23 protein-coding genes are annotated in these 24,954 nt (G+C 66.9%); 5 read left to right on the top strand and 18 right to left on the bottom strand.

Annotated elements, in window-relative coordinates; all coding sequences use genetic code 11:
* Position 1: 1 nt before the first annotated feature.
* A complete protein-coding gene (locus tag ABL840_RS16450) occupies positions 2-1,873 on the top strand; it encodes an ATP-binding protein (protein WP_093302630.1) in 1,872 nt (623 codons plus the stop codon).
* Positions 1,874-1,885: 12 nt separating this feature from the next.
* Here the strand turns inward: ABL840_RS16450 and ABL840_RS16445 are convergent, their stop codons facing one another.
* The 5 genes from ABL840_RS16445 to ABL840_RS16425 all read right to left on the bottom strand — a co-directional run bounded on the left by ABL840_RS16445 (position 1,886) and on the right by ABL840_RS16425 (position 6,727).
* On the bottom strand, positions 1,886-2,188 hold the full coding sequence (locus ABL840_RS16445) for a hypothetical protein (protein ID WP_093195480.1): 303 nt from the start codon (positions 2,186-2,188) through the stop codon (positions 1,886-1,888).
* A 135-nt stretch (positions 2,189-2,323) separates the two neighbouring features.
* The gene (locus tag ABL840_RS16440; protein ID WP_093302627.1) at positions 2,324-3,811 is read right to left on the bottom strand and encodes a DegQ family serine endoprotease; all 1,488 of its coding nucleotides are present in this window, start codon (positions 3,809-3,811) and stop codon (positions 2,324-2,326) included.
* 101 nt (positions 3,812-3,912) lie between these two features.
* On the bottom strand, positions 3,913-5,238 hold the full coding sequence (locus ABL840_RS16435) for an ATP-binding protein (protein ID WP_093302624.1): 1,326 nt from the start codon (positions 5,236-5,238) through the stop codon (positions 3,913-3,915).
* Positions 5,235-5,894 (bottom strand): response regulator, encoded by a 660-nt coding sequence (locus ABL840_RS16430; RefSeq protein WP_093302621.1) that lies wholly within the window; start codon positions 5,892-5,894, stop codon positions 5,235-5,237. Before ABL840_RS16430 ends, ABL840_RS16435 begins: the two co-directional genes overlap by 4 nt.
* Before the next feature lie 62 nt (positions 5,895-5,956).
* The gene (locus ABL840_RS16425; RefSeq protein ID WP_093195484.1) at positions 5,957-6,727 is read right to left on the bottom strand and encodes an IclR family transcriptional regulator domain-containing protein; all 771 of its coding nucleotides are present in this window, start codon (positions 6,725-6,727) and stop codon (positions 5,957-5,959) included.
* Positions 6,728-6,869: 142 nt separating this feature from the next.
* On the opposite strand from ABL840_RS16425, the gene pobA reads away from it, so the two are divergent.
* On the top strand, positions 6,870-8,051 hold the full coding sequence (gene pobA / locus ABL840_RS16420) for a 4-hydroxybenzoate 3-monooxygenase (protein ID WP_093302619.1): 1,182 nt from the start codon (positions 6,870-6,872) through the stop codon (positions 8,049-8,051).
* A gap of 12 nt (positions 8,052-8,063) precedes the next feature.
* Here the strand turns inward: pobA and ABL840_RS16415 are convergent, their stop codons facing one another.
* Genes ABL840_RS16415 through ABL840_RS16395 form a run of 5 tightly spaced genes read right to left on the bottom strand, consistent with a single transcriptional unit; the run spans position 8,064 to position 12,494 of the window.
* On the bottom strand, positions 8,064-8,465 hold the full coding sequence (locus ABL840_RS16415) for a nuclear transport factor 2 family protein (RefSeq protein ID WP_093302616.1): 402 nt from the start codon (positions 8,463-8,465) through the stop codon (positions 8,064-8,066).
* Positions 8,462-8,863 carry an SRPBCC family protein gene (locus ABL840_RS16410; RefSeq protein WP_093302615.1) on the bottom strand — a complete coding sequence of 134 codons (402 nt, stop codon included), beginning with the start codon at positions 8,861-8,863 and terminating at the stop codon, positions 8,462-8,464. Before ABL840_RS16410 ends, ABL840_RS16415 begins: the two co-directional genes overlap by 4 nt.
* Positions 8,864-8,876: 13 nt before the next feature.
* Positions 8,877-9,236, bottom strand: a complete 360-nt coding sequence (locus ABL840_RS16405) for a VOC family protein (protein WP_093054451.1) — start codon at positions 9,234-9,236, stop codon at positions 8,877-8,879.
* Complete coding sequence (locus tag ABL840_RS16400; protein WP_093302612.1) at positions 9,215-10,129, bottom strand: helix-turn-helix domain-containing protein; 915 nt, start codon at positions 10,127-10,129, stop codon at positions 9,215-9,217. Before ABL840_RS16400 ends, ABL840_RS16405 begins: the two co-directional genes overlap by 22 nt.
* A 34-nt stretch (positions 10,130-10,163) precedes the next feature.
* A complete protein-coding gene (locus ABL840_RS16395; RefSeq protein WP_093195490.1) occupies positions 10,164-12,494 on the bottom strand; it encodes a xanthine dehydrogenase family protein molybdopterin-binding subunit in 2,331 nt (776 codons plus the stop codon).
* A gap of 203 nt (positions 12,495-12,697) precedes the next feature.
* Here ABL840_RS16395 and aat point away from each other — a divergent pair, with 203 nt between their 5' ends.
* From aat to ABL840_RS16380, 3 genes are read left to right on the top strand one after another with little or no spacing between them, the layout of a single operon-like run.
* A complete protein-coding gene (aat, locus tag ABL840_RS16390) occupies positions 12,698-13,453 on the top strand; it encodes a leucyl/phenylalanyl-tRNA--protein transferase (RefSeq protein ID WP_093303268.1) in 756 nt (251 codons plus the stop codon).
* Positions 13,450-14,283 carry an arginyltransferase gene (locus ABL840_RS16385; protein WP_093195491.1) on the top strand — a complete coding sequence of 278 codons (834 nt, stop codon included), beginning with the start codon at positions 13,450-13,452 and terminating at the stop codon, positions 14,281-14,283. The genes aat and ABL840_RS16385 overlap by 4 nt, the downstream gene beginning before the upstream one ends.
* A gap of 30 nt (positions 14,284-14,313) precedes the next feature.
* A complete protein-coding gene (locus ABL840_RS16380) occupies positions 14,314-15,147 on the top strand; it encodes an IclR family transcriptional regulator (RefSeq protein ID WP_093302610.1) in 834 nt (277 codons plus the stop codon).
* 81 nt (positions 15,148-15,228) lie between these two features.
* Here the strand turns inward: ABL840_RS16380 and ABL840_RS16375 are convergent, their stop codons facing one another.
* The 8 genes from ABL840_RS16375 to ABL840_RS16340 form a co-directional block, all read right to left on the bottom strand.
* Positions 15,229-16,443, bottom strand: a complete 1,215-nt coding sequence (locus tag ABL840_RS16375) for a serine hydrolase (RefSeq protein WP_093302608.1) — start codon at positions 16,441-16,443, stop codon at positions 15,229-15,231.
* Positions 16,444-16,559: 116 nt separating this feature from the next.
* Positions 16,560-18,098, bottom strand: a complete 1,539-nt coding sequence (locus tag ABL840_RS16370) for a 2-isopropylmalate synthase (RefSeq protein WP_093195494.1) — start codon at positions 18,096-18,098, stop codon at positions 16,560-16,562.
* Positions 18,099-18,156: 58 nt separating this feature from the next.
* Entirely contained in the window at positions 18,157-19,860 is a 1,704-nt protein-coding gene (gene leuA, locus ABL840_RS16365; protein ID WP_093195495.1) for a 2-isopropylmalate synthase, read from the bottom strand.
* Positions 19,861-20,046: 186 nt separating this feature from the next.
* Positions 20,047-20,871, bottom strand: coding sequence for a CDP-diacylglycerol--serine O-phosphatidyltransferase (pssA, locus tag ABL840_RS16360; protein ID WP_019652981.1), 825 nt, complete (start codon positions 20,869-20,871; stop codon positions 20,047-20,049).
* A 185-nt stretch (positions 20,872-21,056) separates the two neighbouring features.
* The gene (gene ilvC, locus ABL840_RS16355) at positions 21,057-22,073 is read right to left on the bottom strand and encodes a ketol-acid reductoisomerase (protein ID WP_081266312.1); all 1,017 of its coding nucleotides are present in this window, start codon (positions 22,071-22,073) and stop codon (positions 21,057-21,059) included.
* A gap of 49 nt (positions 22,074-22,122) precedes the next feature.
* Positions 22,123-22,383 carry a DUF4282 domain-containing protein gene (locus tag ABL840_RS16350; RefSeq protein WP_093195496.1) on the bottom strand — a complete coding sequence of 87 codons (261 nt, stop codon included), beginning with the start codon at positions 22,381-22,383 and terminating at the stop codon, positions 22,123-22,125.
* A 53-nt stretch (positions 22,384-22,436) separates the two neighbouring features.
* The gene (gene ilvN, locus ABL840_RS16345) at positions 22,437-22,928 is read right to left on the bottom strand and encodes an acetolactate synthase small subunit (protein ID WP_007834236.1); all 492 of its coding nucleotides are present in this window, start codon (positions 22,926-22,928) and stop codon (positions 22,437-22,439) included.
* Positions 22,929-23,035: 107 nt separating this feature from the next.
* Entirely contained in the window at positions 23,036-24,820 is a 1,785-nt protein-coding gene (locus ABL840_RS16340; RefSeq protein WP_093302605.1) for an acetolactate synthase 3 catalytic subunit, read from the bottom strand.
* Between the last annotated feature and the right edge of the window lie 134 nt (positions 24,821-24,954).

Genomic DNA, 24,954 nt, shown 5'->3' with positions numbered 1-24,954 from the left:
CGTGACCGCCGGCGGCCTCTGCCGCCTGCTGCTCGCCGCCCTGTGCCTGTGGCTCGCCCTGGCGTCGGCGGCCCCTCGTGCCAACGCCGCGGAAGCACCCGACGCCTTCGACGTTTCCTCGGCCGAGGCGGTGCTCGAACCCGACGGCCTGCCGATGCAAACGCGCCGGGTGGAGTTCCCCTTCCGCTGGGACCACGAGTTCCCCGGCCGCGGCGGCAAGGCGACCTACCGCATCGAGCTGCCCGCCGCTGCTGTGCCGGCCGGCAAGCCGGCCGCCCTGCTGCTCTCGGGCGCGGGCAACCAGGTGGCGATCTCGTTCAACGACGCGCTGGTGGCCAGCTACGGCACGCTGGGCGTGCCGAACTACGACGCCTCCAAGAGCAACCTGCTGGTGCCGGTGCCGGCCGTGCTGCACCAGAGCGGCCAGCCGCAGTCGCTGGTCGTGCGCACCACCATCCAGCGCCAGCGCGGCGCGGGGCTGGCCAGCATCCACTACGGCCCGGAGTCCTCGCTGGCGCCGGTCTATCGCGCGCGGCAGAACTGGCGCAACACCTCGGCCATCGTCTACGCCGTCAGCCTGCTGCTGATGGGCGGCATCGCCGGCGGGCTGTGGCTGCGCCAGCGCGATGCGCTCTACGGCTGCTTCGCGCTCGCCGCGCTCTCGGGCGTGGCGCGCAACCTCGACCGCGTGTGGCCCGACGTGGCGGTTCCCTGGCCTTTGTGGGGTGCGGTGGTGGCGGTCTGCTATGCCTGCCACATCGGGCTGATCGCGCGCTTCGTGCTGCTGGTGCTGGAGCGCAACCCGCCGTGGCTGGTGCGCTCGATCTACGGCGCGCTCGCGCTGTCGGTCGCGCTGGCCTGCGCCTCCTTCGCGTTCGCCCGGCCGCTGCTGTGGACCGGCGGCCTCGTCATCCTGCAGTGCATCAGCATCATCTGCCTGCCCTACGTGGTTTACGGGGCGCTGGTGGACCGCCGCCGCATCGCGGGCGTGTTGATGGCGGCGGGCACGCTGGCCATCCTGGCCGGCGCGCACGACCTGCTGCTGGTGCGCATGGGCCTCTTCGGCGGCGCCTACTACACGCTGACGGCGCACGCCATGTTCTTCTTCGTGATGATCCTGGCCGGCCTGGTGGTCGAGCGCTACAGCCGCACCGTGGCCGACTACCGCGCGCTCAACGCCAACCTCGCGGCCCGTGTGGCGGAGCGCGAGGACCAGCTGCGCGGCGCCTTCGAGACCGTGCGCCAGCAGCAGCAGGAACAGGCCGTGCTGCTGGAGCGCCAGCGCATCATGCGGGAGATCCACGACGGCGTGGGGTCGCAGCTGGTGGGCCTGCTCAACGTCGTGACGCAGGCAAAACCCGACCGCGCGGTGATCGAGGAGCACGTGAAACTCGCGCTCGACGAGATGCGCATGGCCGTCGACTCGCTGCAGCCCACGCACGACGACCTGGCCACCGTGCTGGCCACGCTGCGCTACCGGCTGCAGCCCCGCCTCGACGCGGCCGGAATCGAGCTGGTGTGGGACGTCGAAGTGATCCCGCAGCTGGAACCCTTCGCCGCGCAGGCGGCCCTGCAGCTGCAGCGCATCCTGCTCGAGGCATTCACCAACGTGCTCAAGCACGCGGGCGCAACGCGCATTGTGATGCACGCGAGCTGGCACGGGGAACAAACGCCGGCGCTGGTGCGCATCATGCTCACGGACAACGGGCGCGGGTTGCCTGCGGCGCCGGCCAGTGGCGGACGCACGGGGCACGGCATCGCCAACATGCGGGCACGCGCCCAGTCCATCGGCGCGCGGCTGCAGATCGAGACGGTGGACCCTGCAGCCGGCGGCACGCGCATGCAGCTCGACTGGCCCTGCGCACCCGCCTGAAGCCGCTCGCTGTCAGCGCAGCGCGAACGCCAGCGTCACCGCCCCGAGCGCCAGCAGCGCGAGCCCGGCGATGAAGACCATCTCGCCCCAGGCTTCCAGCCGCGCGCCCGACCTGCGCGAACGCATCGAGATGAAGGACAGCAACGCGCTGGCCAGGAAGACCAGCGCGTCCACCGCGAGCAGGCGGTCTATCAAGAGCCGCATGTCGTCGCGCGGCCCGAGGTGCCCGATGGACATCACCGTCATGCACACGCCGATCATGGTGGCCGACGTGGGCAGGATGTGCGCCGAGAGGCTCTGGGCAGGTGAAGTCATGCGGGCGCGAGGTCGGTAGTCGGATCCTGGATTTCGCGGAACACCGAGGAACCGGCTTTGCCGGGCCTCAGGTGTTGCCCCCCCCGGAAGGGGGTTGGCGAAGCGACACGAAGTGCGCGAAGCCTGGGGGAGAACTTAGCCGATTCGGACCGGCACGAAGATCTTGTCCTCGCCGCGCTGGATCAGGAGCGCCACCGACTTGTTGCTGGCCTTCGCCACCACCTCGCGCACCTGCTCCACGCTCTGCGCGGGCGTGCCGTTGATGGCCAGCAGCACGTCGCCTGCCTGCACCCCGGCCTGGGCCGAGGGGCCTGCCGCGTCTTCGATCAGCAGTCCGTTGTCGACCGCGGCCTCGCGCTTCTCCTGCGGCTGCAGCGGGCGCAGCGCCAGGCCCAGCTTGCCCTGGCCCACGTCGGCGTCGGCCTTCGCGACCTTGGCCGGCTTGTCGCTCGCGTCGCCGAGCTTGGCCTGCAGCTCCTGGCGTTCGCCCTGGCGCCACACTTCGAGCGTGACCTTCTTGCCCGGTGCCTGCTGGCCGATCACCGCGGGCAGGTCGCCCGAGGAGACGATGGGCTGGCCGTCGACCTTGCGGATCACGTCGCCCGCCTTCAGGCCGGCCTTGTCGCCGGGGCCGCCCTTCTCGATGTTCGAGACCAGCGCGCCTTCGGGCTTGTCGAGCTTGAACGAATCGGCAAAGGCCTGGTTCACTTCCTGCACCGCCACGCCGAGGCGGCCGTGCGTGGCCTTGCCGGTGGCGACGATCTGGTCCTTCACCTGGATCGCCACGTCGATCGGAATCGCGAACGACACGCCCTGGTAACCGCCGCTGCGGCTGTAGATCTGCGAGTTGATGCCGACCACTTCGCCGCGCGTGTTGAGCAGCGGGCCGCCGGAATTGCCGGGGTTCACCGCCACGTCGGTCTGGATGAAGGGCACGTAGCTGTCGTCGGGCAGCGAGCGGCCCTTGGCGCTCACCACGCCAGCCGTCACGGTGTTCTCGAAGCCGAAGGGCGAGCCGATGGCCAGCACCCATTCGCCGACCTTCAGGTCCTTGGTGTTGCCCAGCGCGAGCACGGGCAGGTTCTTGGCGTCGATCTTGAGCACCGCGACGTCGGTCTTGGCGTCGGCGCCCAGCACCTTCGCGCGGTACTCGCGGCGGTCGGTGAGCTTGACGGTGACTTCCTTCGCGTCCTTCACGACGTGGGCGTTGGTGATGATGACGCCGCTGGGGTCGACGATGAAGCCCGAGCCCTGCGCACGCACCGGCACATCGCGCTGCTGCTGTTGCTGGCCGCGCGGATTCATCTGGCCCTGGAAGCGGCGGAAGAACTGGAACATCGGATCGTCGGGATCGATGCCCTGGATCTCTGCGGCGGCCTCGTCGTCGGAGGCCTTCATGGTGCCGGTCACGCTGATGTTGACCACGGCCGGGCCGTCGCGCGAGGTGATGGTCGAGAAGTCGGGCAGCGTGACCATGGCCGCGGGCGCGGTGGCGACGGCATTGGTGGTCGGGGCGCCCACTGCGCGGGCGCTGGTGTAGGCGCCGGCGCCGACGGCACCGATCACGCCCGCGCTTGCCAGGGCGATGGCCAGGGCACGGGGCGAAGTCAGACGTGTGTTCATTTGTCGGTTCCTTTCTGGGCGTATGGACGCAAAACGATGAAAGGAATGTCGCGGGTCTGACTTAAGCGCCGCTTAAACGGCGCGGCGCCGCCGGAAGGGGCTCAGGCGCGCGCGGGAAAGCGCACCAGCACGCGCAGGCCGCCGAGGCTGGGAGACTGGTCGAGCGCCACGGTCGCACCATGCAGGTCGGCGATCGACTTGACGATGGCCAGGCCCAGGCCGCTGCCCGACGCCTGCGATTCGCCCGAGCGGTAGAAGCGGTCGAGCACCCGTTCGCGCTCGTCGGGCGGCAGGCCCGGTCCGCTGTCGTCCACGGTGAGTTCGGCGGCGTCGCCCTGGCGGGAGATGCCGATGTCGACACGGCCCTCGACGGGCGTGTACTTGATCGCGTTCTCCAGCAGGTTGCGCAGCAGCATGCGCAGCGCCTCGGACTGGCCGTCGACCACCGCCTCCTCGGCGTGCGCAATGCCGATGTCGATGCCCCTCGCCTGCGCGGCCGCCACGGCGTCGGACACGGCGAGCCGCGCCACCTCGGCCAGGTCGACCGGCTCCGGCTTGGCGCCGGCCGCCAGGCTGGCCTCATGACGGGCCAGCGCGAGCATCTGCTCGACCAGCCTCGTCGCGCGGTCGATGCCCGCCACCAGCCGGTTCACGGCCAGCTCACGCGAGGCATCGTCGGGCGCGCGCTGCAGGCCCTGCACCTGCAGCTTCAGGGCGGCCAACGGCGAACGCAGCTCGTGCGCGGCATCGGCGACGAAGTGCTTCTGCGCATCGAAGGCATGGCGCACGCGATCGAAGAGCAGGTTCAGCTCCTGCACCAGCGGGCGCACCTCCTCCGGCAGGTTCTCCTCGCTCACCGGAGACAGGTCGTCGGCCTGGCGGGACGCCACCTGCTTGCGCACCCGGGCCACCGGCGCGAGCGACTGGCTCACGACCCACCAGACGACCAGCATCAGGAGCGGCGCCATCAGCGCCACCGGCGCGATGGTGCGCAGGGCCAGCGTGCCGGCCATGTGGCGCCGCGCCGCCATGTCCTGCGCCACCTGGATCACCAGCCCGCGCGTCTGCATCGAGAACACGCGGTAGGTAGTGCCCCGCGCCTGTACGTCGGCGAAGCCCAGCACCGCGAGCTGCGGCAGCGCGGCCTGCTCGGCGGATTCGAAGATGCGCACGCCGTCGGCGGTCCACACCTGCACCACGAAATCGAAGTTCTGCTCGGCGGCGCCCAGCCCGCCCACCGCGGCACTCGGCGGCAGGCCCGCGCGCAGCGACAGCGCCATCTGCTGCATGTGGTAGTCGAAGATGTCGTCGGCCTCGGCGAGCACCGTTCGGTAGGCCACCAGAGCCTGCGCACCGGCGGCCAGCACGATGGCCGCGAGCAGGAACCAGAGCAGGCGCGCGCGCAGGGAGCCGGTCAGCCTCCTCATATCTTCGGCACCATGTAGCCGACACCGCGCACGTTGCGGATCAGCTCCGCGCCGAGCTTCTTGCGCAGCCCGTGCACGTACACCTCGACCGCGTTGCTGCTGATCTCGTCCTTCCAGCTGTAGAGCTTCTCCTCGAGTTGGGCACGCGACAGCACCATGCCGGGCCTGGCAAGCAGCGGCTCCAGCACGGCCCATTCACGCGCCGACAGCACCACCGGCTGGCCGGCCACCGTGACCTCGCGCGTGGCCGGGTTGATGCTCACGCCCATGTGCTCGTACACCGGCTCGGCACGACCCGCGGCGCGGCGCAGCAAGGCGCGGATGCGGGCCAGCAGCTCGTCGAGGTCGTAGGGCTTGAGCACGTAGTCGTCGGCGCCGGCATCGAGGCCCTCGATGCGCTGCTGCACCGAGTCGCGCGCGGTGGCGATCAGCACCGGCATGCGCTGTTTGCGCGCGCGCAGGTTGCGCAGCACCTCGAGTCCGTCGCGCCGGGGCACGCCGAGGTCGAGCATCACCAGGTCATATTGCTGGGTGCGCAGGGCCGATTCGGCGGCCTCGCCGTCTTTCACCCAGTCCACCGCGTACTGCTCGGCGCGCAGCAGGTCGAGCACCGCTTCGCCGATCATCACGTCGTCTTCGAGGAGGAGGAGTCGCATGGTTGTGTCCGTTTCGGGGATTCGAGGCGCGGGCCGCGGCCAAAGTTCAGACCAAGGGAAGATCAGAGAAGCGATCGGACCTCTCGCGCGGCTTCGAAAAGCAGCGGCAGCATCTCGCGCTGCAGCGTCTCTTCCTGGTAGCGCGTGCCCGAGAGCACCACGTTGAGCGCGGCCACCGTGTGGCCCTGCATGTCGCGCAGCGGCACGGCCAGTGCCTGCACGCCCAGCTCGTGTTCTTCGCTGGCGAAGCAGTAGTCGTCCTTGCGCGCGCGGGCAATCAGCTGCCGCAGGCCCCGCGCCTGCGTCACCGTGCGAGGCGTGAGCCGCGCCAAGTGCCGGCCCTTGAGCCATTGCGTGAACTGGGTCGGCGCCATCGCGGCCAGCAGCACGCGGCCGGTGGAGGTGGCATGCGCCGGCAGCCGTGCGCCCAGGTGCAGGCCGTAGGCCAGCACGCGCGTCGGCGTTCCGTAGCTGCCGCTGCGCGCGACGATGACCACCTCTTCCCCGTCGAGCACCACCGCCGAGAACGATTCGCCGGTCTGCGCCGCCAGCCGGTTCAGCGTGGGCTGCAGCGCGCGCGGCAGGCGCGACGAGGCGAGATAGCTGCCCGAGAAGCGCAGCACCTTGGGCGCCATCCAGAAGTAGCTGCCGTCGGTCTCCAGATAGCCCAGGTGGGCCAGCGTCAGCAGGTGCCGGCGGGCCGCGGCGCGCGTGAGGCCGGCGCGCTCGGCGGCCAGCGTGGCGTTCAGGCGCTGGCGCTCGGTGTCGAAGCTTTCGAGCACCGCCATTCCCTTGGCGATGCCCTCGATGAAGTCGGCCTTGGCGATGCTCATTCGGCGTGGTGGTTCGTCGTCTTTGGAAGTGTTGCGCGATGATCGCGCACGCATTCGCATGATCGCACAGAGCCGCGCGAGCGGCCTCCTCAGAAGACCCGGTGCGCCCTACGCTCCACGAAACCCTCTCGGAGACACGAACATGCGCACCCAGGTCGCCATCATCGGAGCCGGCCCCGCCGGCCTGCTGCTCGGTCAGCTTCTGTACAAGGCAGGCATCGACAACGTCATCGTCGAGCGCCAGAGCGGCGACTACGTGCTCGGCCGCATCCGCGCCGGCGTGCTGGAGCAGGTCACGATGGACCTGCTGGCGCGTGCCGGCGTCGACGCCCGCGCCAAGGCCGAGGGCCTGCCGCACGAAGGCATCGAGCTGCTCTTCAAGGGCGCGCGCCACCGCATCGACATGCACGGCCTCACGGGCGGCAAGCAGGTGACGGTGTACGGCCAGACCGAAGTGACGCGCGACCTGATGGAAGCCCGCGCGGCCGAGGGCCTCGCCACCATCTACAGCGCGGCGAACGTGAGCCTGCACGACTTCCAGTCGGGCAAGCCGCGCGTGCGCTACGAGAAGGACGGCCAGACGCACGAGATCGAATGCGACTTCATCGCCGGCTGCGACGGCTATCACGGCGTGAGCCGCGCGAGCGTGCCGGCCGATGCGATCCAGACCTACGAGAAGATCTATCCCTTCGGCTGGCTCGGCGTGCTGGCCGACGTGCCGCCGGTGTCGCATGAACTGATCTACGCCAACACCGAACGCGGCTTCGCGCTGTGCAGCATGCGCAGCGCCACGCGCAGCCGCTACTACGTGCAGGTGCCGACCGAGGAGCGCGTGGAGAACTGGAGCGACGAGGCCTTCTGGAACGAGCTTCGCGCCCGCCTCGACCCCGAGGCGCGCGAGCGGCTGGTGACCGGCCCCTCGCTCGAGAAGAGCATCGCGCCGCTGCGCAGTTTCGTCGCCGAGCCGATGCGCTTCGGCTCCCTGTTCCTGGCGGGCGACGCGGCCCACATCGTGCCGCCGACCGGTGCCAAGGGCTTGAACCTCGCCACCGCCGACGTGGGCTATCTCTCGCGCGCCTTCGAGATCTTCTATGCGGAGAAGTCGGCCTCGGCGCTCGACCGCTACTCCGACCTGTGCCTGCGCCGCGTCTGGAAGGCCGAGCGCTTCTCGTGGTGGTTCACCTCGCTGATGCACCGCTTTCCGGAAACGGGCGCCTTCGGCCAGAAGATCCAGGAAGCCGAACTCGACTACCTCGTGCACTCGACCGCAGCCTCCACCGCGCTGGCGGAGAACTACGTCGGGCTGCCGCTGGAAGACTTCTGAGCCGGCGGCGTCTCAGCCGCCCAGCACTTCGTCGACGAAGCGCTGGTCTTCGTCGTAGATCCAGCACTCCGCGAGCTTGCCGTCCTTCACGGTGTAGCGCAGCTGCCGCTCCAGTTCGACTGCACGGCCCTGGAACTCGAATTGCTCGACCGCGACGATCAGGCCGTAGTGCTCGCCCGCCAGCACGTCGCGGATCGAGACAAGTCGGCGATTCGTTCGCTCCTTCATCTTCTTGAGCACGGCGAGGCACGCCGCCTTGCCGCGGTGCGTGCCGGCGAGCGGATTGCGTCCGAAGTAGTGGAAGACGACCTCGTCGTGGTAGCTGTCGACGATGCGCTGCACGTCGTTGGCAACCCAGGCGTCGGCGTAGCCCCGGATCACGGCACGGATGTCGTCCGGGGCCTTGCTGCTCATGCGTGCTGCTCCAGCGCCTTCTTCATGGCAATGCCGCCCTGCTCCATCATCGGCCCGACGTAGGCCGCCATGGCGTCGGGCAGCACGTCGGTGATCCAGACGAAGCGCGAACGGCCCTCGCCCTCCTCGAACACCTGCGCCGTTGCGTGGTGGTGCGCGGCCTGTCCGCCGGTGACGGTGTAGGCCAGCCGTCGATGGGCATCGTCGATGCCGACCAGCACCTCGCGCGCCACGAGCCCGTTGGCGAAGGTGAGGATGCGGGCGCCCTCGGCATCGATGGTGCAGGCGGTGAGGAAACCCGGCGCGAGCCGCGTGTGCACCGCGCCGAAGTCGCGCAGCGCGTCCCACACCTGGGCAGCGTCTGCCTCGACGATGAATTCCTTGTAGACAGTGGCCATGGCGGGCCTCGCTTCAGGGGCAGACCGCCTCGACGTTGTTGCCGTCGGGGTCGATCAGGAATGCCGCGTAGTAGGTCGGGCTGTAGTCCGGCCTCGGGCCCGCGCCGCCGTTGTCGGTGCCGCCTGCCTTCAGGCCGGCCTTGTGGAAGGCGGCGACAGCCTCGTGATTCGGCGCGCGGAATGCGATGTGCGTGCCCGGCCCTTTCGCGCCCTTGGCGGCGTAGAGCCACAGCGCCGGCTCGTCGGCCGGGCCGATGCCGGCGTAGCTGTCGTCGTGCGGGCCCGGCACATGGCCGAGCGGCGCGAGCGCGGCTTCATAGAAGCGGCGGCTCGCGGCGAGGTCTTTGACTTTCAGTCCGATGTGGTCGTACATGATGGCTTCCTGCTCGATGGATTGGTCAGGAGCTCATCATCGAAGAGCGCGGCAATGCGTTCTTGGAAAATCTTGCGGTCGCCCTGGGCCGCCTTGCGGAAGCCGCCCGGCGACACGCCGGCCGCGCGATGGAAGGTGCGCACGAAGTTGCTGAGATCGGCAAAGCCCACGTCGAGCGCGACCTCGGTCACCGGCCGGCTGTCGTCGTCGGCCAGCAGGCGCGCGGCGTGCCGCAGGCGCGAACGCACGAGGTACTGGTGCGGCGTGACGCCCAGCACCTGCGAGAACAGCCGCAGGAAGTGGAAGGAACTCAGGCCTGCCTCGGCTGCCGCACCGTCGAGGCCGATGTCGTGCTGCGAATTGGCGTCGATCCACATCGCGGCGTCGACCGCGCGGCGGCGGTCACGTGCGGCGGCCGAAGCCGGCGCCCGGGGCTTCGTCCGGCCGGAGACGACTTCGACGAAGCGGCCCGCGAACCACATGCCCAGTTCGTCCAGCCCGACGTCGCTCTGCCCGTCGGCCGCGGCCTGCGCCAGTTCGCCGATGACCACGAGCTCGGCCAGCGGCGGCACGCCGCCGGTGCGCCATGTCTTGCGGTCGCCGCCGATCAGGTCGACGAAGCCCGGCGACAGGTGGAAGGCAAGGCACTCGTCGCCGCAGACGTGGTGGTCGTGCGTGCAGACGTATTCATCGCCCGGGCAGCCGACCAGCACCGAGCCGGCGACCAGCTCGTAGGCCCGGCCGCGCGTGCGATAGCCGAAGCTGCCCTTGCGCACGTACGAGACCGAATAGCCTTCGTGCAGCTCGGTGAAAGGCTGCGCGTCGGGCCCCGCGTCGCAGCGGTAGCTGGCGATACGGATCGCGTCGGTCTGCACTTCGTTGGTGACAAGCATGGCCGACGCCTTTCTGCCCCACGAAAACGATTGCTCAATCGACGGTTTGCATCGCCTGCCAGACACGCGCAGGGCTCAGCGGCATGTGCAGGCGAGGCGCGCGCGTTGCGAGGCCGTTGCGCGCGAAGGCATCGGCCACCGCATTCACGATGGCCGGGGTGGCGCCGATGGTGCCGAGCTCGCCCACGCCCTTCACGCCCAGCGGGTTGTTCTTGCACGGCGTGGACTCGTCCATCTCCATGTTGAACATGGTGTCGACGATGTCGGCGCGCGGGGCGGCGTAGTCCATCAGGCTGCCGGTGACGGGCTGGCCGGTCTCGTGGTCGTACACCACCTGCTCGTACAGCGCCTGGCCGATGCCCTGCACCGCGCCGCCCTCGAGTTGGCCGCGCACGATCATCGGATTGATGACCCGGCCCACGTCGTTGACCGAGCTGTAGGCCACCACGCTGATCTCGCCGGTGGGCGGATCGATCTCGATCTCGCAGATGTGGCAGCCGTTGGGCCAGGTCGGGCCGGCCACGGTGCTGGTGGAGTCGACGAAGATCTCGCGCCCCGGCTGCTTCGCCGCGAGCGTGAAGAGGTCGAGCTCGAGGTCGGTGCCGGCCACGTTGAAGACGCCGCGGCTGTAGACGATGTCGTCGATGGAAGCCTCGAACTCCTGAGCGGCCAGTTCGCGCGCCTTGTCGATGGTGCGCTCGGCGCCGATGCGCACGGCCGAGCCGCCGGTGAAGAGCGAACGCGAGCCGGCGCTGCCGAAGCCGTCGCCGCGGTCGGTGTCGCCGAGCACCACGCGCACCTTCTCGATCGGCACGCCGAAGGCATCGACCGCGAGCTGGGCCAGCGAGGTGGCGATGCCCTGCCCCATGGCGTTGACGGCCGAGAAAACCTCGATCACGCCGTCGGCCTGCACCGAGACGGTGACGCGCTCCTCGAACACGTTGCCGCCGGTCCATTCGAGGAAGGTGGCGATGCCCAGGCCCCGGTGCTTGCCCTTGCCTGCCGACTCGGCCGCACGGGTCTCGAAGCCCTGCCAGTCGGCGAGCGTCAGCGCCTGGTCCATCACCGACTCGAAGTTGCCGGTGTCGTAGGTCTGCGCCATCGGGTTCTTGTATGGCATCTGCTCGGGGCGGATGAAGTTGCGGCGGCGCAGCACGATGCGGTCGATGCCGGTCTGGCGCGCAGCCTCGTCCATGAGCCGCTCGATGGTGAAGATGGCTTCCGGCCGCCCCGCGCCCCGGTAGGCGCCGGTGGGAGCGGTATTGGTGAGCACCGCCTTGAAGTGGAAGTCGATGGTCTGGATGTCGTAGACGCTGGTCTGCACCCAGGGGCCGATCAGCAGCTGGATCGCGACGCCGGTGCCTGTGGCGTAGGCGCCGACGTTGGCCAGGGTCTTGATGCGCAGGGCCAGGATCCTGCCGTCGGCATCGAGCGCCATCTCGGCGCGCGCCTCGATGTCTCGGCCGTGCGCGCTGGAGAGAAACTCCTCGCTGCGGTCGGCCACCCACTTCACAGGGCGGTTCACCTGCAGCGCCGCGAAGGCGACGGCGATGTCCTCGGGATAGGCGCCGGTCTTCATGCCGAAGCCGCCGCCGACGTCGCCCACCACCACGCGCACCTTTTCCTTGGGCAGGCCGATGGCGGCGCAGATGGAATCGCGCACACCGGAGGGCATCTGCGTGCTCATGCGGATCGTGAGGCGTCCGGTTTCGGCGTCGCGCGCGGCGAGCACCGAGCGCGGCTCGATCGTCAGCGCCACCACGCGCTGGTTGTTCACGTCGAGCGCGACCACGTGGCTGGCCTTGGCGAAGGCGGCCGTGGCGGCCTCGCTGCTGCCGTGGCGCATCTCGGCGGCGATGTTGCCCGTGGCTTCCTCGCACAGCAGCGGCGCCCCGTCGGCGGTGGCGCTCGCGAGGTCGACCACCATGGGCAGGTCTTCGTAGTCGACCATGATGGCTTCGGCGGCATCGCGCGCCTGCTGCACCGTGTCGGCCACGACCGCGGCCACCACTTCGCCGACGAAGCGCGTGCGCTCGTGGGCAATGGCATGGCGCGGAGGGCTGGCGCTGTCGCTGCCGTCCGCGCGCTTGAAGCCGGCCGCGCCCGGCAAGGGCTTGACGCCGGCTTCGGCCATTTCGGCGCCGGTGATCACGCGCAGCACGCCGGGCATGGCGGCGGCGGCGCTGGTGTCGATGGAGAGGATTCGCGCGTGCGGGTACGAGGATCGGAGGAAGACGAGATGAGCCTGTTCGGGGAGCGTGACGTCGTCGGTGTAGCGTCCGGCGCCGGACAGGAGGCTTTCGTCTTCCAGACGGCGCACCGCCTGGCCGCTGCCGAAGCGAGTGGGATTGGGTTCAGTGGTCAACGTGGTCCTCTTATGCTGATCCCCGGCGTGTGCTCGGGCCTGCCTGATCTGTCGTGGGTGCGCGAAAACAAGCTGTGCACTATAGGGTTTCCGGCTGGTTTTGTGGCGCCGTGGAATGTCGGCCGAACCCTTTTGGCGGTGTCGGCGGCACGCGATTTTCGCCCACTGGATCGGAATTTGCGAAGCCGTGTATACCTATGCCCATGCGACAACTGCCTTGGCTCGAACCCGGAGATGCCCTGCCCGACCCCGCCTCGGCCTGGGGCGTGGCCGACCCGGTGCCCGGCCTGCTGGCCGCGGGTGGCGCGCTCGACGTCGATACTTTGATGCAGGCCTATGGCAACTGCGTCTTCCCCTGGTTCAGCGAAGACCAGCCCATCCTCTGGTGGAGCCCGGACCCGCGCATGGTGCTGCGGACGGCCGACTTCAAGCTGCACCGCTCACTTCGCAAGACCCTCCTGCGTTTCATCGAAACGCCCGGCTGCGAAGTGCGCATCGACCATGACTTCGCGGCGGTCATCAAGGCCTGCTCGAGTTCACCGCGGGTAGGCCAGTCGGGCACCTGGATCGTGCCGGACATGGTGAGGGCCTATACGGATTTGCACCGCGCCGGCCACGCCCACAGCGTGGAGACGTGGATCGACGGCGAACTGGCGGGCGGCCTCTACTGCGTCGGGCTGGGCCGCGCGGTGTTCGGCGAGTCGATGTTCACCCGCCGGCCGGACGCGTCGAAGATTGCCTTGGCCGCGCTGGTGTCGCTCTGCCGCCACTACGGGGTGCAGATGATCGACTGCCAGCAGAACACGGCCCACCTCGCCAGCCTCGGCGCTCGCGAAATGGCCCGCAAGCGCTTCGTCTCCCACGTCGCCGGGGCACGCCAGCAAGAGGGCCCACGGTGGCGTTTCGACCCCGTATACTGGTCTGAACTCCTTTCCGCGCGATCTCCTTCCCCGACGTGACGCACCTCAAGGATCTTCCGCTTCACACGCTGCAGTTCTACGCAACTGCGCCCTACCCCTGCAGCTACCTGCCGGACCGGCAGGCCCGCTCGCAAGTGGCCACGCCCAGCCACCTGATCCACAACGACGCCTACTCCGACCTGGTGCTCAGCGGCTTCCGGCGCAGCGGGATGTTCACCTACCGGCCCTATTGCGACGGTTGCCGTGCCTGCATTCCGCTGCGCGTGCTGGCCAACGACTTCCGGCCCAACCGCAGCCAGCGCCGCGCGCTGAAGCAGCATGCCGACCTGCAGGCGCGCGTGCTCAAGCTGTGCTTCATGCCGGAGCACTATCAGCTCTACCTGCGCTACCAGAACGGCCGCCATGCCGGCGGCGGCATGGACCACGACAGCATCGACCAGTACACCCAGTTCCTGCTGCAGAGCCGCGTCAACTCTCGGCTGGTGGAGTTCCGCGAAACGCTGCCCGACGGCAGCGCGGGCGCGCTGCGGATGGTGTCGATCCTCGACGTGCTCAACGACGGCATCTCGGCCGTCTACACCTTCTACGAGCCCGACACCCGCGTAGCGCCGGGCCGCCCCAAGCAAGCGGACGCCCCCCTGGAGGGGCAGCGAGAGCACGCAGTGCCGAGCGTGGGGGCCTCATCCACCGGCTACGGCACCTACAGCGTGCTCTGGCAGATCGAGCAGGCCCGCAAGCTGGGGCTGCCGCATGTCTACCTCGGGTACTGGATCGAGCACAGCCCGAAGATGAACTACAAGGCGCGTTTTTCCCCTCACGAAGTGTTGTTGGATGGCCGCTGGCAGGCGCCAGGCGATTTCACAAGGTAAAATGGCGCTCGGTCATCACCGCCAAGCGCCATGAGAAAAAACCAATCCGACATTCCCGCCGTTCCCGTGATCCAGGTGATCGAGCGCATGTTCGCGCTGATCGACGTCCTGGCATCGCGCGAGGACGCCATTTCGCTGAAGGAGATCAGCGAAAAGACGGGGCTCCACCCGTCGACCACGCATCGCATCCTCAACGACCTGGCCGTCGGCCGCTTCGTCGACCGCCCCGAGGCCGGCAGCTACCGCCTCGGCATGCGCCTGCTGGAGCTGGGCAACCTGGTCAAGGGCCGGCTCAACGTGCGCGACGCGGCACTTGGCCCGATGCGCGAGCTGCACAAGCTGACGCAGCAGCCCGTCAACCTCAGCATGCGCCAGGGCGACGAGATCGTGTACATCGAGCGCTCCTACAGCGAACGCTCGGGCATGCAGGTGGTGCGCGCCATCGGTGGCCGCGCCGCCCTGCACCTCACATCGACCGGCAAGCTGTTCCTGGCGGCGGATGACCCGCAACGGGTGCGCAGCTACGCCACTCGCACCGGCCTTGCCGGCCACACGCGCAACAGCATCACCCAGTTGCCCGCGCTGGAGCGGGAGTTGTCGAAGGCGCGCCAGTACGGCATCGCCCGCGACAACGAAGAACTGGAGTTGGGTGTACGCTGCATGGCCGCCGGCATCTACGACGATCAGGGCAAGCTGGTGGCGGGCTTGTCGATCTCCGCGCCAGCCGATCGGCTGGACGAAGGCTGGCTGCCCAAGCTGCAGGCCACCGCCAACGAGATTTCGGGCGCACTGGGGTTCAAGGAAGGCATGGCCGCTGCACCGTCTCCCTCCGCAGGCAGCAGCCTCCCGTCGACCGGCGCCTGACACACCGGAAGCCCCCCACAAAGCAAACAGGCCCTCTGGAGGGCCTGTTTTCGTTGGGGCTGCCGGTGAGTGTGACGTCGATCAGCCAGCGATCTGATACGCGGTATTGCGCGACGAGGCTGCCGGAGAGCCGGCTGCATGAGTGGCCTCCACCCAGCGGCGAACCCGCTCGGCGTCCGCGATGCGGCTGAACTTGCCGGCCGAATCCAGGAACACCATGATCAGCTTGCGGCCCGCCACGCGCGCCTGCATCACGAGGCACTGGCCGGCTTCAGAGATGTAGCCGGTCTTCTGCACGCCGATTTCCCAATCGGGGCTCTTCACGAGACGGTTGGTGGTGTTGAACTGCAGCACGCGGTTGCCGACTTCGACCTGGTATTCAGGCGAGGTGGACAGCGAACGCACGGTGGCATCGGCGTAGGCGGCATTGACCAGCAGCGCCAGGTCCTGCGCGCTCGACTGGTTGCGGCTCGACAGGCCGGTGGGCTCCACGTAGCGCGTGTCCTTCATGCCGAGCATCTTGGCCTTGGCGTTCATGATGCTCACGAAGGTCGTAAGGCCGCCCGGGTAGGTGCGGCCCAGCGCGTGCGCCGCGCGGTTTTCGCTCGACATCAGCGCCAGGTGCAGCAGTTCGCCGCGCGAGAGCGTGGTGCCGACCGTCAGGCGCGAACTGCTGCGCTTTTCGGTATCGACGTCGTCCTGGGTGATGGTGATGAGCTCGTCGTTCGGCAGATGGGCCTCGCTGATGAGCAGGCCGGTCATCAGCTTGGTGAGCGATGCGATCGGCAGCACGGCGTGGTCGTTCTTGCTGAACAGGACTTCGTGGGTATCCTGGTCGATGACCAGCGCGACGCTCGACTTCAGGTCGAGTGCGTCTTCGGTTCCATGCAGGCCGGCCATCTGGCCGAAGGATTGGCGCGGGGGCACTTCGGCGACGCGAACCACCGAGCGGCGCTGCACGGCCACCACGGTCTTGCCGTTCTTCTTGTGGATGGTGGCAACGACGTTGCGGCCGCCGCGAACCACCTTCTCGGCGCGTTCGCCGCGCTTGGCGACGACGACCGGAACAGCGCCGCGAGCCGTCTTGGACGACGCGGCGTTGCGCTTGACTTCCACCGGCACGGGCCCCTTCGCCTTCTTGGCGGCGACGGCGGTCTTGGCAGCGGCGGGCTTTTCCTTCTTGGCCGCCTGGGCGCCAGGCAGCAAAAACGCCGTGGCGCAGAGCGCGACGGCGAGGGCTTTGAAAGCGGGCAGGAACCGCTGGCTGGAAACTCGGCGTAGGCGGGCTTCAGGCATTAATAAATCTCCAGCGGCAGAAACGAGGACCGCAGTGTATCGAAATCAAAAAAGACACGCAATATCAGTTACTTGCATCCTCTTCTTCATTCGAATATCAAGGATCGCCCGAAAACCTAACCTTGTGCCGCCACTCTCTCAGCTTGGCTCTGTAACTTGTTGAGCGCACTCAAATAAGCCTTAGCCGAAGCGACAACGATGTCCGGATCCGCACCGACACCGTTGACCACCCGCCCTGCGTTTTGTAACCGGACTGTAACTTCTCCCTGGCTTTCCGTCGAGCCGCTGATGGCGTTTACAGAGTAAAGAACCATCTCGGCGCCGCTCTTGACGTGCGACTCGATCGCCTTCAGGGATGCATCAACCGGGCCATTCCCATCGGATTCGCCGGTGACTTCTTTGCCCTGGACGGTGAAAACGACCTTCGCCTGGGGGCGCTCGCCGGTTTCGCTGTGCTGGGAGAGAGAGACGAAAGCAAACTGCTCACCAACGTGCGACACCTCCTCCGCGCTGACGAGCGCGAGGATGTCCTCGTCGAAAATCTCGGACTTGCGGTCGGCCAGCTCCTTGAAGCGCAGGAAGGCCGCATTGATTTCGCCCTCGCTGTCCATGGCCACGCCCAGCTCCTGCAGGCGCTGCTTGAAGGCGTTGCGGCCGCTGAGCTTGCCCAGCACGATCTTGTTGGCCGTCCAGCCCACGTCTTCCGCTCGCATGATCTCGTAGGTGTCGCGCGCCTTGAGCACGCCGTCCTGGTGGATGCCGGAGGCGTGCGCGAATGCGTTGGCCCCCACCACCGCCTTGTTGGGCTGCACCACGAAGCCGGTGGTCTGGCTGACCATGCGGCTCGCGGCCACGATGTGCTGGGTGTCGATGCGCAGGTCGAGCCCGAAGTAGTCCTTGCGGGTCTTCACCGCCATGACGACCTCTTCGAGCGAGCAGTTGCCCGCGCGCTCGCCCAGGCCGTTGATGGTGCACTCCACCTGGCGCGCGCCGCCGATCTTCACGCCGGCCAGCGAATTGGCCACGGCCATGCCGAGGTCGTTGTGGCAATGCACCGACCAGATCGCCTTGTCGCTGTTGGGAATGCGCTCGCGCAGCATCTTGATGAAGTTGCCGTAGAGCTCGGGAATGGCGTAGCCGACGGTGTCGGGCACGTTGATGGTGGTGGCACCCTCGTTGATGACGGTCTCGAGCACCCGGCACAGGAAATCCGGGTCGCTGCGGTAGCCGTCTTCGGGGCTGAACTCCACGTCGCCGATCTGGTTGCGCGCGAAGCGCACGGCCAGCCTGGCTTGCTCATGAACCTCGTCGGGCGACATGCGCAGCTTCTTTTCCATGTGAAGCGGCGAGGTGGCGATGAAGGTGTGGATCCGTCCGCGGGCCGCGCCCTTGAGGGCTTCGGCCGCGCGTCCGATGTCGCGGTCGTTGGCGCGCGAGAGGCCGCACACCGTCGAGTCCTTGATCGCGTTCGCGATTGCCTTCACCGCCTCGAAGTCGCCGTTCGAGCTGGCGGGAAAACCGGCCTCGATGACATCGACCTTCAGCCGCTCCAGCAGCTTGGCAATGCGCAGCTTCTCGTCGCGCGTCATCGAGGCGCCCGGCGATTGCTCGCCGTCGCGCAAGGTGGTGTCGAAAATAATGAGTTGGTCGGTCATCGTGGGTCTCCGTTGTGCGTCACCCACGCGCACCCGACCAAGGGCCGGCGCAGCAGAGTCAGGCGACTGCAACCGCCGATTGTGCCCCGTGTGCGCCCCGGGTCCGCGCACGCTGCACGCCAGAAACAATCGCTTTCAGCGACGCCGTGATCACATTGGCATCGATGCCCACGCCGAACAGCGTCTGGCTGTCGTCCACGCGCAGTTCCAGGTAGGCGACCGCCTTCGCGTCGGCGCCGGCGCCGATGGCGTGCTGGTGGTAGTCCATCACGCGCACGGTGTGGCCGGTGGCCTTGCTCAGCGCCTGGGTGAAGGCGTCGATCGGGCCGTTTCCGCGGCCTTCGATGGCATGGACCTCGCCGTCCCAGGGCAGATCACCGCGCAGCACTACCGAGGCGTTGGCGCCCTCGCCGCCCTCTTCGATCACGCGGTTCTGCAGGGATTGCGCCGTCTCGATGCCATATTCGCGAACGAACAGCTGCCAGAGGTCGGCCGCGGTGAGTTCCTTGCCGGCGACGTCCATCACGCGCTGCACGGACTGCATGAATTCCATCTGCAGGCGGCGCGGCATCTCGATGCCGTACTCGCTCTCGAGCAGGTAGGCCATGCCGCCCTTGCCGGACTGGCTGTTCACGCGGATCACGGCTTCGTAGCTGCGCCCCACGTCCTTCGGATCGATGGGGAGGTACGGAATCTCCCAGATGTCGCCTTCCTTGCGCGCAGCGAAGGCTTTCTTGATCGCGTCCTGGTGCGAGCCGGAGAACGAGGTGTAGACGAGATCGCCCACGTACGGGTGGCGCGGGTGCACCGGGATCTGGTTGCAATGTTCGACCGTCGCGCGGATCTCGTCGATGTTCGAGAAGTCGAGCTCCGGCGAGACGCCCTGGGTGTAGAGGTTGAGCGCGACGTTCACGAGGTCGAGGTTGCCGGTGCGCTCGCCGTTGCCGAAGAGGCAGCCTTCGATGCGCTCGGCGCCAGCCATCAAGGCCAGCTCGCCTGCCGCCGTGCCGGTGCCGCGGTCATTGTGCGGGTGCACGCAAAGCACGATGGAGTCGCGACGCGCCAGGTTGCGGTGCATCCACTCGATCATGTCGGCGAAGATGTTCGGGGTGGAATGCTCGACCGTCGTGGGCAGGTTGACGATGCACTTGCGCTGGGGCGTCGGTGCCCACACTTCGGTCACCGCATCGACCACGCGCTTGGAGAAGTGCACGTCCGTGCCCGAGAACATTTCGGGCGAGTACTGGAAGGTCCACTGCGTGTTCGGCTGCTTGGCGGCGAACTCGTTGAACATGCGGGCATGGCTGCTCGCGAGTTCGACGATCTGGTCCTCGTCCATGCCGAGCACCACGCGGCGCATGACGGGGGCCACCGCGTTGTAGAGGTGCACGATCGCACGCGGAGCACCCTGCAGCGATTCGAATGTGCGAGCGATGAGGTGGTCGCGGGCCTGCGTCAGCACCTGGATCGTCACGTCATCGGGAATGCGGTCTTCCTCGATGAGCTTGCGCACGAAGTCGAACTCGATCTGCGATGCCGAGGGAAAGCCGACTTCGATTTCCTTGAAGCCGATGGCCACGAGGGTTTCGAACATGCGCATCTTGCGCGCGATGTCCATGGGCTCGACCAGCGCCTGGTTTCCATCGCGCAGATCGGTCGACAGCCAGATCGGCGCCTTGGTCAGCACGGCATCGGGCCAGGTACGGTCCTTGAGGCCGATCGGGGCGAATGCGCGGTATTTGCTTTGAGGTTGCTTGAGCATGTCGATTTCTCTTCGATGGTTGGTAATCGACCAGCAACCCCAAAAGACAAACGGCCCGTTGCTGGTGCGAACGGGCCGTGGTGAGGGATTTGCGCGTGCGCTACCGTCTCCGCCCGTGAGGGAGGGTTAGTAGGGCCAGCAGCGAAATCTTGGTCATGAGGCTGACGAATGTATCACAAGCCGAGATCAGTTATGCAAACCGCGCTCGTCGGGCTCTTCGGTCGAGGTGCTGATCACGCTCGCCTGCTGGCCCTTGGCCTTGCGCCATGCGTAGACCACGTAGCCGCTCAGGCCGTAGACGACGAACAGGCCGAACAGCACCGTCGGCGGATGGATGTTGATGACGGCAATGCCCAGCGCGATCAGCACGATCACCGCGAAAGGCACGCTCTTCTTCATCTGGATGTCCTTGAAACTGTAGAACGGCGCATTGGTGACCATCGTGAGCCCCGCGTAGAGCGTGAATGCGAAAGTCACCCAGGTGATCTGCGTCCAGGAGAGGTACAGCACCTCGCCGCCGCGCTTGCCCCACTCGTTCACCAGCCAGATGAAGCCCGCCACGAGCGCCGCGGCCGCAGGCGACGGCAGCCCCTGGAACCAGCGCTTGTCGACCACGCCAGTGTTGACGTTGAAGCGCGCGAGCCGCAGCGCCGCGCAGGCGCAATACACGAAGGCCGCGATCCAGCCCCAGCGGCCCAGCCCCTTGAGCGACCATTCGTAGGCGATGAGCGCCGGCGCCGCGCCGAACGACACCATGTCGGACAGCGAATCCATCTGCTCACCGAACGCACTCTGCGTATTGGTCATGCGTGCGACGCGGCCATCGAGGCTGTCGAGGATCATCGCGGCGAACACGCCGAGCGCCGCGAGGTCGAAGCGAGCGTTCATGGCCATCACGACCGAATAGAAGCCGCCGAAGAGCGCCGCCAGCGTGAACAGGTTCGGCAGGATGTAGATGCCCTTGCGGCGCTTGCGCGGCGGCACATCGTCGGGAAGCGTGTCGTCATGCATTGAATTTGCCTCCATCCCTCGTGCGTGCTACGTGGGTAGCTATCCATTCGATAGCATCTTGATCTGTGAATCGCATGGTTCGCAGTGTAGTTCAGGGGGCCGCGTCGTCCCCTTTCAAACAAAAGGGCCACCGCAACGGGTGGCCCTCGGGAAACGGGCGCCGAAGCGCCCTCCTGGCTCGCAGATCAGTTGCGGGTCTGGTCGACCAGCTTGTTCTTCTTGATCCAGGGCATCATCGCGCGCAGCTTCTCGCCGACGACTTCGATCTGATGCTCGGCATTCAGGCGACGACGGCTGATCAGCGTGGGAGCGCCGGCTGCGTTTTCCAGCACGAAGCTCTTGGCGTACTCGCCGGTCTGGATGTCCTTCAGCACCTGCTTCATGACCTTCTTGGTCTCTTCCGTCACGACGCGCGGGCCAGTGACGTACTCGCCGTACTCGGCGTTGTTCGAGATCGAGTAGTTCATGTTGGCGATGCCGCCTTCATAGATCAGGTCGACGATCAGCTTCAGCTCGTGCAGGCACTCGAAGTACGCCATTTCGGGGGCGTAGCCGGCTTCCACCAGCGTTTCGAAGCCTGCCTTGATCAGCTCGACCGTGCCGCCGCACAGAACCGCTTGTTCGCCGAACAGGTCGGTCTCGGTTTCTTCGCGGAAGTTGGTCTCAATGATGCCGGCCTTGCCGCCGCCGTTGGCGGTGGCGTAGCTCAGCGCGAGGTCACGCGCCTTGCCGGTCTTGTCCTGGTGCACGGCCACGAGGTGGGGCACGCCGCCACCCTGGGTGTACGTGCTGCGCACGGTGTGGCCCGGGGCCTTGGGAGCGACCATCCACACGTCGAGGTCGGCGCGCGGCTGCACGAAACCGTAGTGCACGTTGAAGCCGTGTGCGAAGACCAGCGAAGCACCTTCCTTGATGTTCGGGGCCACGTCGTTCTTGTAGACGTTGGCGATCTGCTCGTCGGGCAGCAGGATCATCACGACGTCGGCGGCCTTCACGGCGTCGGCGACTTCGGCAACCTTCAGGCCGGCCTTCTCGACCTTGGGCCACGAAGCGCCACCCTTGCGCAGGCCGACCACGACCTTGACACCGCTGTCGTTCAGGTTCTGCGCGTGCGCATGGCCCTGCGAGCCGTAGCCGATGATTGCAACCGTCTTGCCCTTGATGAGGCTCAGGTCAGCGTCCTTGTCGTAGTAAACCTTCATTTAAATCTCTCCTAAAAAATCTCGAGCATCCGTACCGGATGCATTTCACTCAAAGGCCGGAGGAATTCCGGTCCTTCATCTGCTGGTTGATGGACACGAGGCTGTCGTGGATGCGGAACAGCACGATGAACAGTTCGCTGAAGATGCGAACGGCGACAGTGCCGAAGATCAGGGCCACGAACGCCGGCAGGTACTGCCCCTGGTAGAGAGCCGCCCCCGCCAGGGCGATCACGCCCAGCAGGCCCAGGAGGTAGAGCACCCGGACGATCGCCGGAGTCACCATCCTGTCGAAACCGAGCAGACCTCGCATCACTTTTGCCTCATGTGTGGACGAATGTATGAACTGAGGGCGCCGTCACCCTCCTAAACGCGCAAGATGCGCTCGCCGCGCCCGATGCCGCTGGCACCGGTGCGGACAGTCTCGAGGATAGCGCTACGCTCGATCGCTTCCAGGAAAGCGTCGTTCTTGCCGTGGTCGCCGGTCAATTCGATGGTGTAGCTCTTGTCGGTCACGTCGATGATGCGGCCGCGGAAGATTTCCGCCATGCGCATCATCTCCTCGCGCTCCTTGCCGACCGCGCGCACCTTCACCATCATGAGCTCGCGCTCGGTGTAGGCGCCTTCGGTCAGGTCGACGACCTTCACCACCTCGATCAGCCGGTTCAGGTGCTTGGTGATCTGCTCGATCACGTCGTCCGAACCGGTGGTGACGATGGTCATGCGCGAGAGGCTCGCGTCCTCCGTGGGCGCCACCGTGAGCGATTCGATGTTGTAGCCGCGGGCCGAGAACAGGCCCACCACGCGGGAAAGAGCACCCGGCTCGTTTTCCAGCAGCACTGCGATGATGTGTTTCATGTTTGCGTGACTCCTCTTTTCGCCGCCCTCCCCCGCGCACGGTAATGCGCGGGCTCGGCGGGCAATAGATTCGTCAGTAAAGAGTTGAGCGAATGTCGTTCCGCGGATCAGAGATCTTCGGAACCCAGCAGCATTTCGGTGATGCCCATGCCGGCCTTCACCATCGGGAACACGTTTTCGGTCGGATCGGTACGGAAGTCCATGAACACCGTGCGGTCCTTGAGCTTGCGCGCCTCGCGCAGCGCCGGCTCCACGTCTTGTGGACGCTCGATCAGCATGCCGACGTGCCCGTAGGCCTCGGCGAGCTTCACGAAGTTGGGCAGCGCATCCATGTAGCTGTGGCTGTAGCGGCCGGAGTATTCGATCTCCTGCCACTGGCGCACCATGCCCAGGTAGCGGTTGTTGAGCGAGCAGATCTTGATCGGCGTGTTGTACTGCAGGCAGGTGGAGAGCTCCTGGATGCACATCTGCACCGAGCCTTCGCCGGTGATGGTGAACACTTCCGAATCGGGCTTCGCGAGCTTGATGCCCATGGCATAGGGAATACCCACGCCCATGGTGCCCAGGCCGCCGGAGTTGATCCAGCGACGCGGTTCGTCGAAGCGGTAGTACTGGGCGGCCCACATCTGGTGCTGGCCGACGTCCGACGTGATGTACGTGTCGGCGTCCTTGGTCATGTTCCAGAGGGTCTCGACCACGTACTGCGGCTTAATCACGTCCTTGTTTCCGCGGTCGTACTTCAGGCAGTCGCGCGAGCGCCAGGATTCGATCGTCTTCCACCAATCGGCCAGCGCGCCGGCGTCGGGCTTGGCGGTGCTCTCGCGGATCATCGAGATCAGCTCGGTGAGCACGTCCTTCACGTCGCCGACGATCGGGATGTCGACCTTCACGCGCTTGGAGATGCTCGACGGGTCGATGTCGACGTGGATGATCTTGCGTTCGTTCTGCGCGAAGTGCTTGGGGTTGCCGATCACGCGGTCGTCGAAGCGCGCGCCCACGGCCAGCAGCACGTCGCAGTTCTGCATCGCGTTGTTGGCCTCGATGGTGCCGTGCATGCCCAGCATGCCCAGGAACTTGCGGTCGCTCGCCGGATAGGCGCCCAGGCCCATCAGCGTGTTGGTGACCGGGTAGCCGAGCATGTCGACCAGCGTGCGCAGTTCGTTGCAGGCGTTGCCCAGCAGCACGCCGCCGCCGGTGTAGATGTAAGGACGCTTCGCAGCCAGCAGCAGCTGCAGCGCCTTGCGAATCTGGCCGCCGTGGCCCTTGCGCACGGGGTTGTACGAGCGCATCTCGACCTTGTCGGGATAGCCCGCGTACGGGATCTTCTTGAACGAGACGTCCTTGGGCACATCCACCACCACGGGGCCCGGACGGCCGCTGCGTGCGATGTGGAAGGCCTTCTTCATCGTCATGGCCAGATCCTTCGGATCCTTGACGAGGAAGTTGTGCTTGACGATGGGACGGGTGATGCCGACCGTGTCGCACTCCTGGAAAGCGTCGAGGCCGATGGCGGCCGTCGGGACCTGGCCCGAGATGATCACCATCGGGATCGAGTCCATGTACGCCGTCGCGATGCCGGTGACCGCATTGGTCAGGCCGGGACCGGAAGTGACCAGCGCCACGCCGACTTCGCCAGTTGCGCGCGCATAGCCATCGGCTGCGTGGACGGCGGCCTGCTCGTGGCGCACCAGCACGTGCTGGATGGTGTCCTGCTTGTAGAACGCGTCGTAGATGTAGAGAACCGCGCCGCCCGGGTAGCCCCAGACGTATTGGACGCCTTCGGCCTGCAGTGCCTTGACCAGCACTTCGGCGCCCATGAGTTCTTGAGTCGAATTGCCTACGCCAGAGGACGCAGCGGCTGCGGAGACGATTTCCGCCTTGGAGATTTCCATGATCAACCTTTGTTTATTTCGGGAACGAAATACCTTGGGTGCCCCTTGCCAACCCTTGTGAGGTCGCGCCAGGACTTGAGGCCAAAGCCATGGACGGACTGATGTTCCGCCGGACCGTGACCCGTTTGCCTTTT

The sequence above is a fragment of the Variovorax sp. NFACC27 genome (genome assembly GCF_048301545.1).
GTDB lineage: Bacteria > Pseudomonadota > Gammaproteobacteria > Burkholderiales > Burkholderiaceae_C > Variovorax > Variovorax gossypii.
The sequence above is the reverse complement of the archived record's forward strand: the minus strand, read 5'-3'. Positions and strand labels throughout refer to the sequence as shown.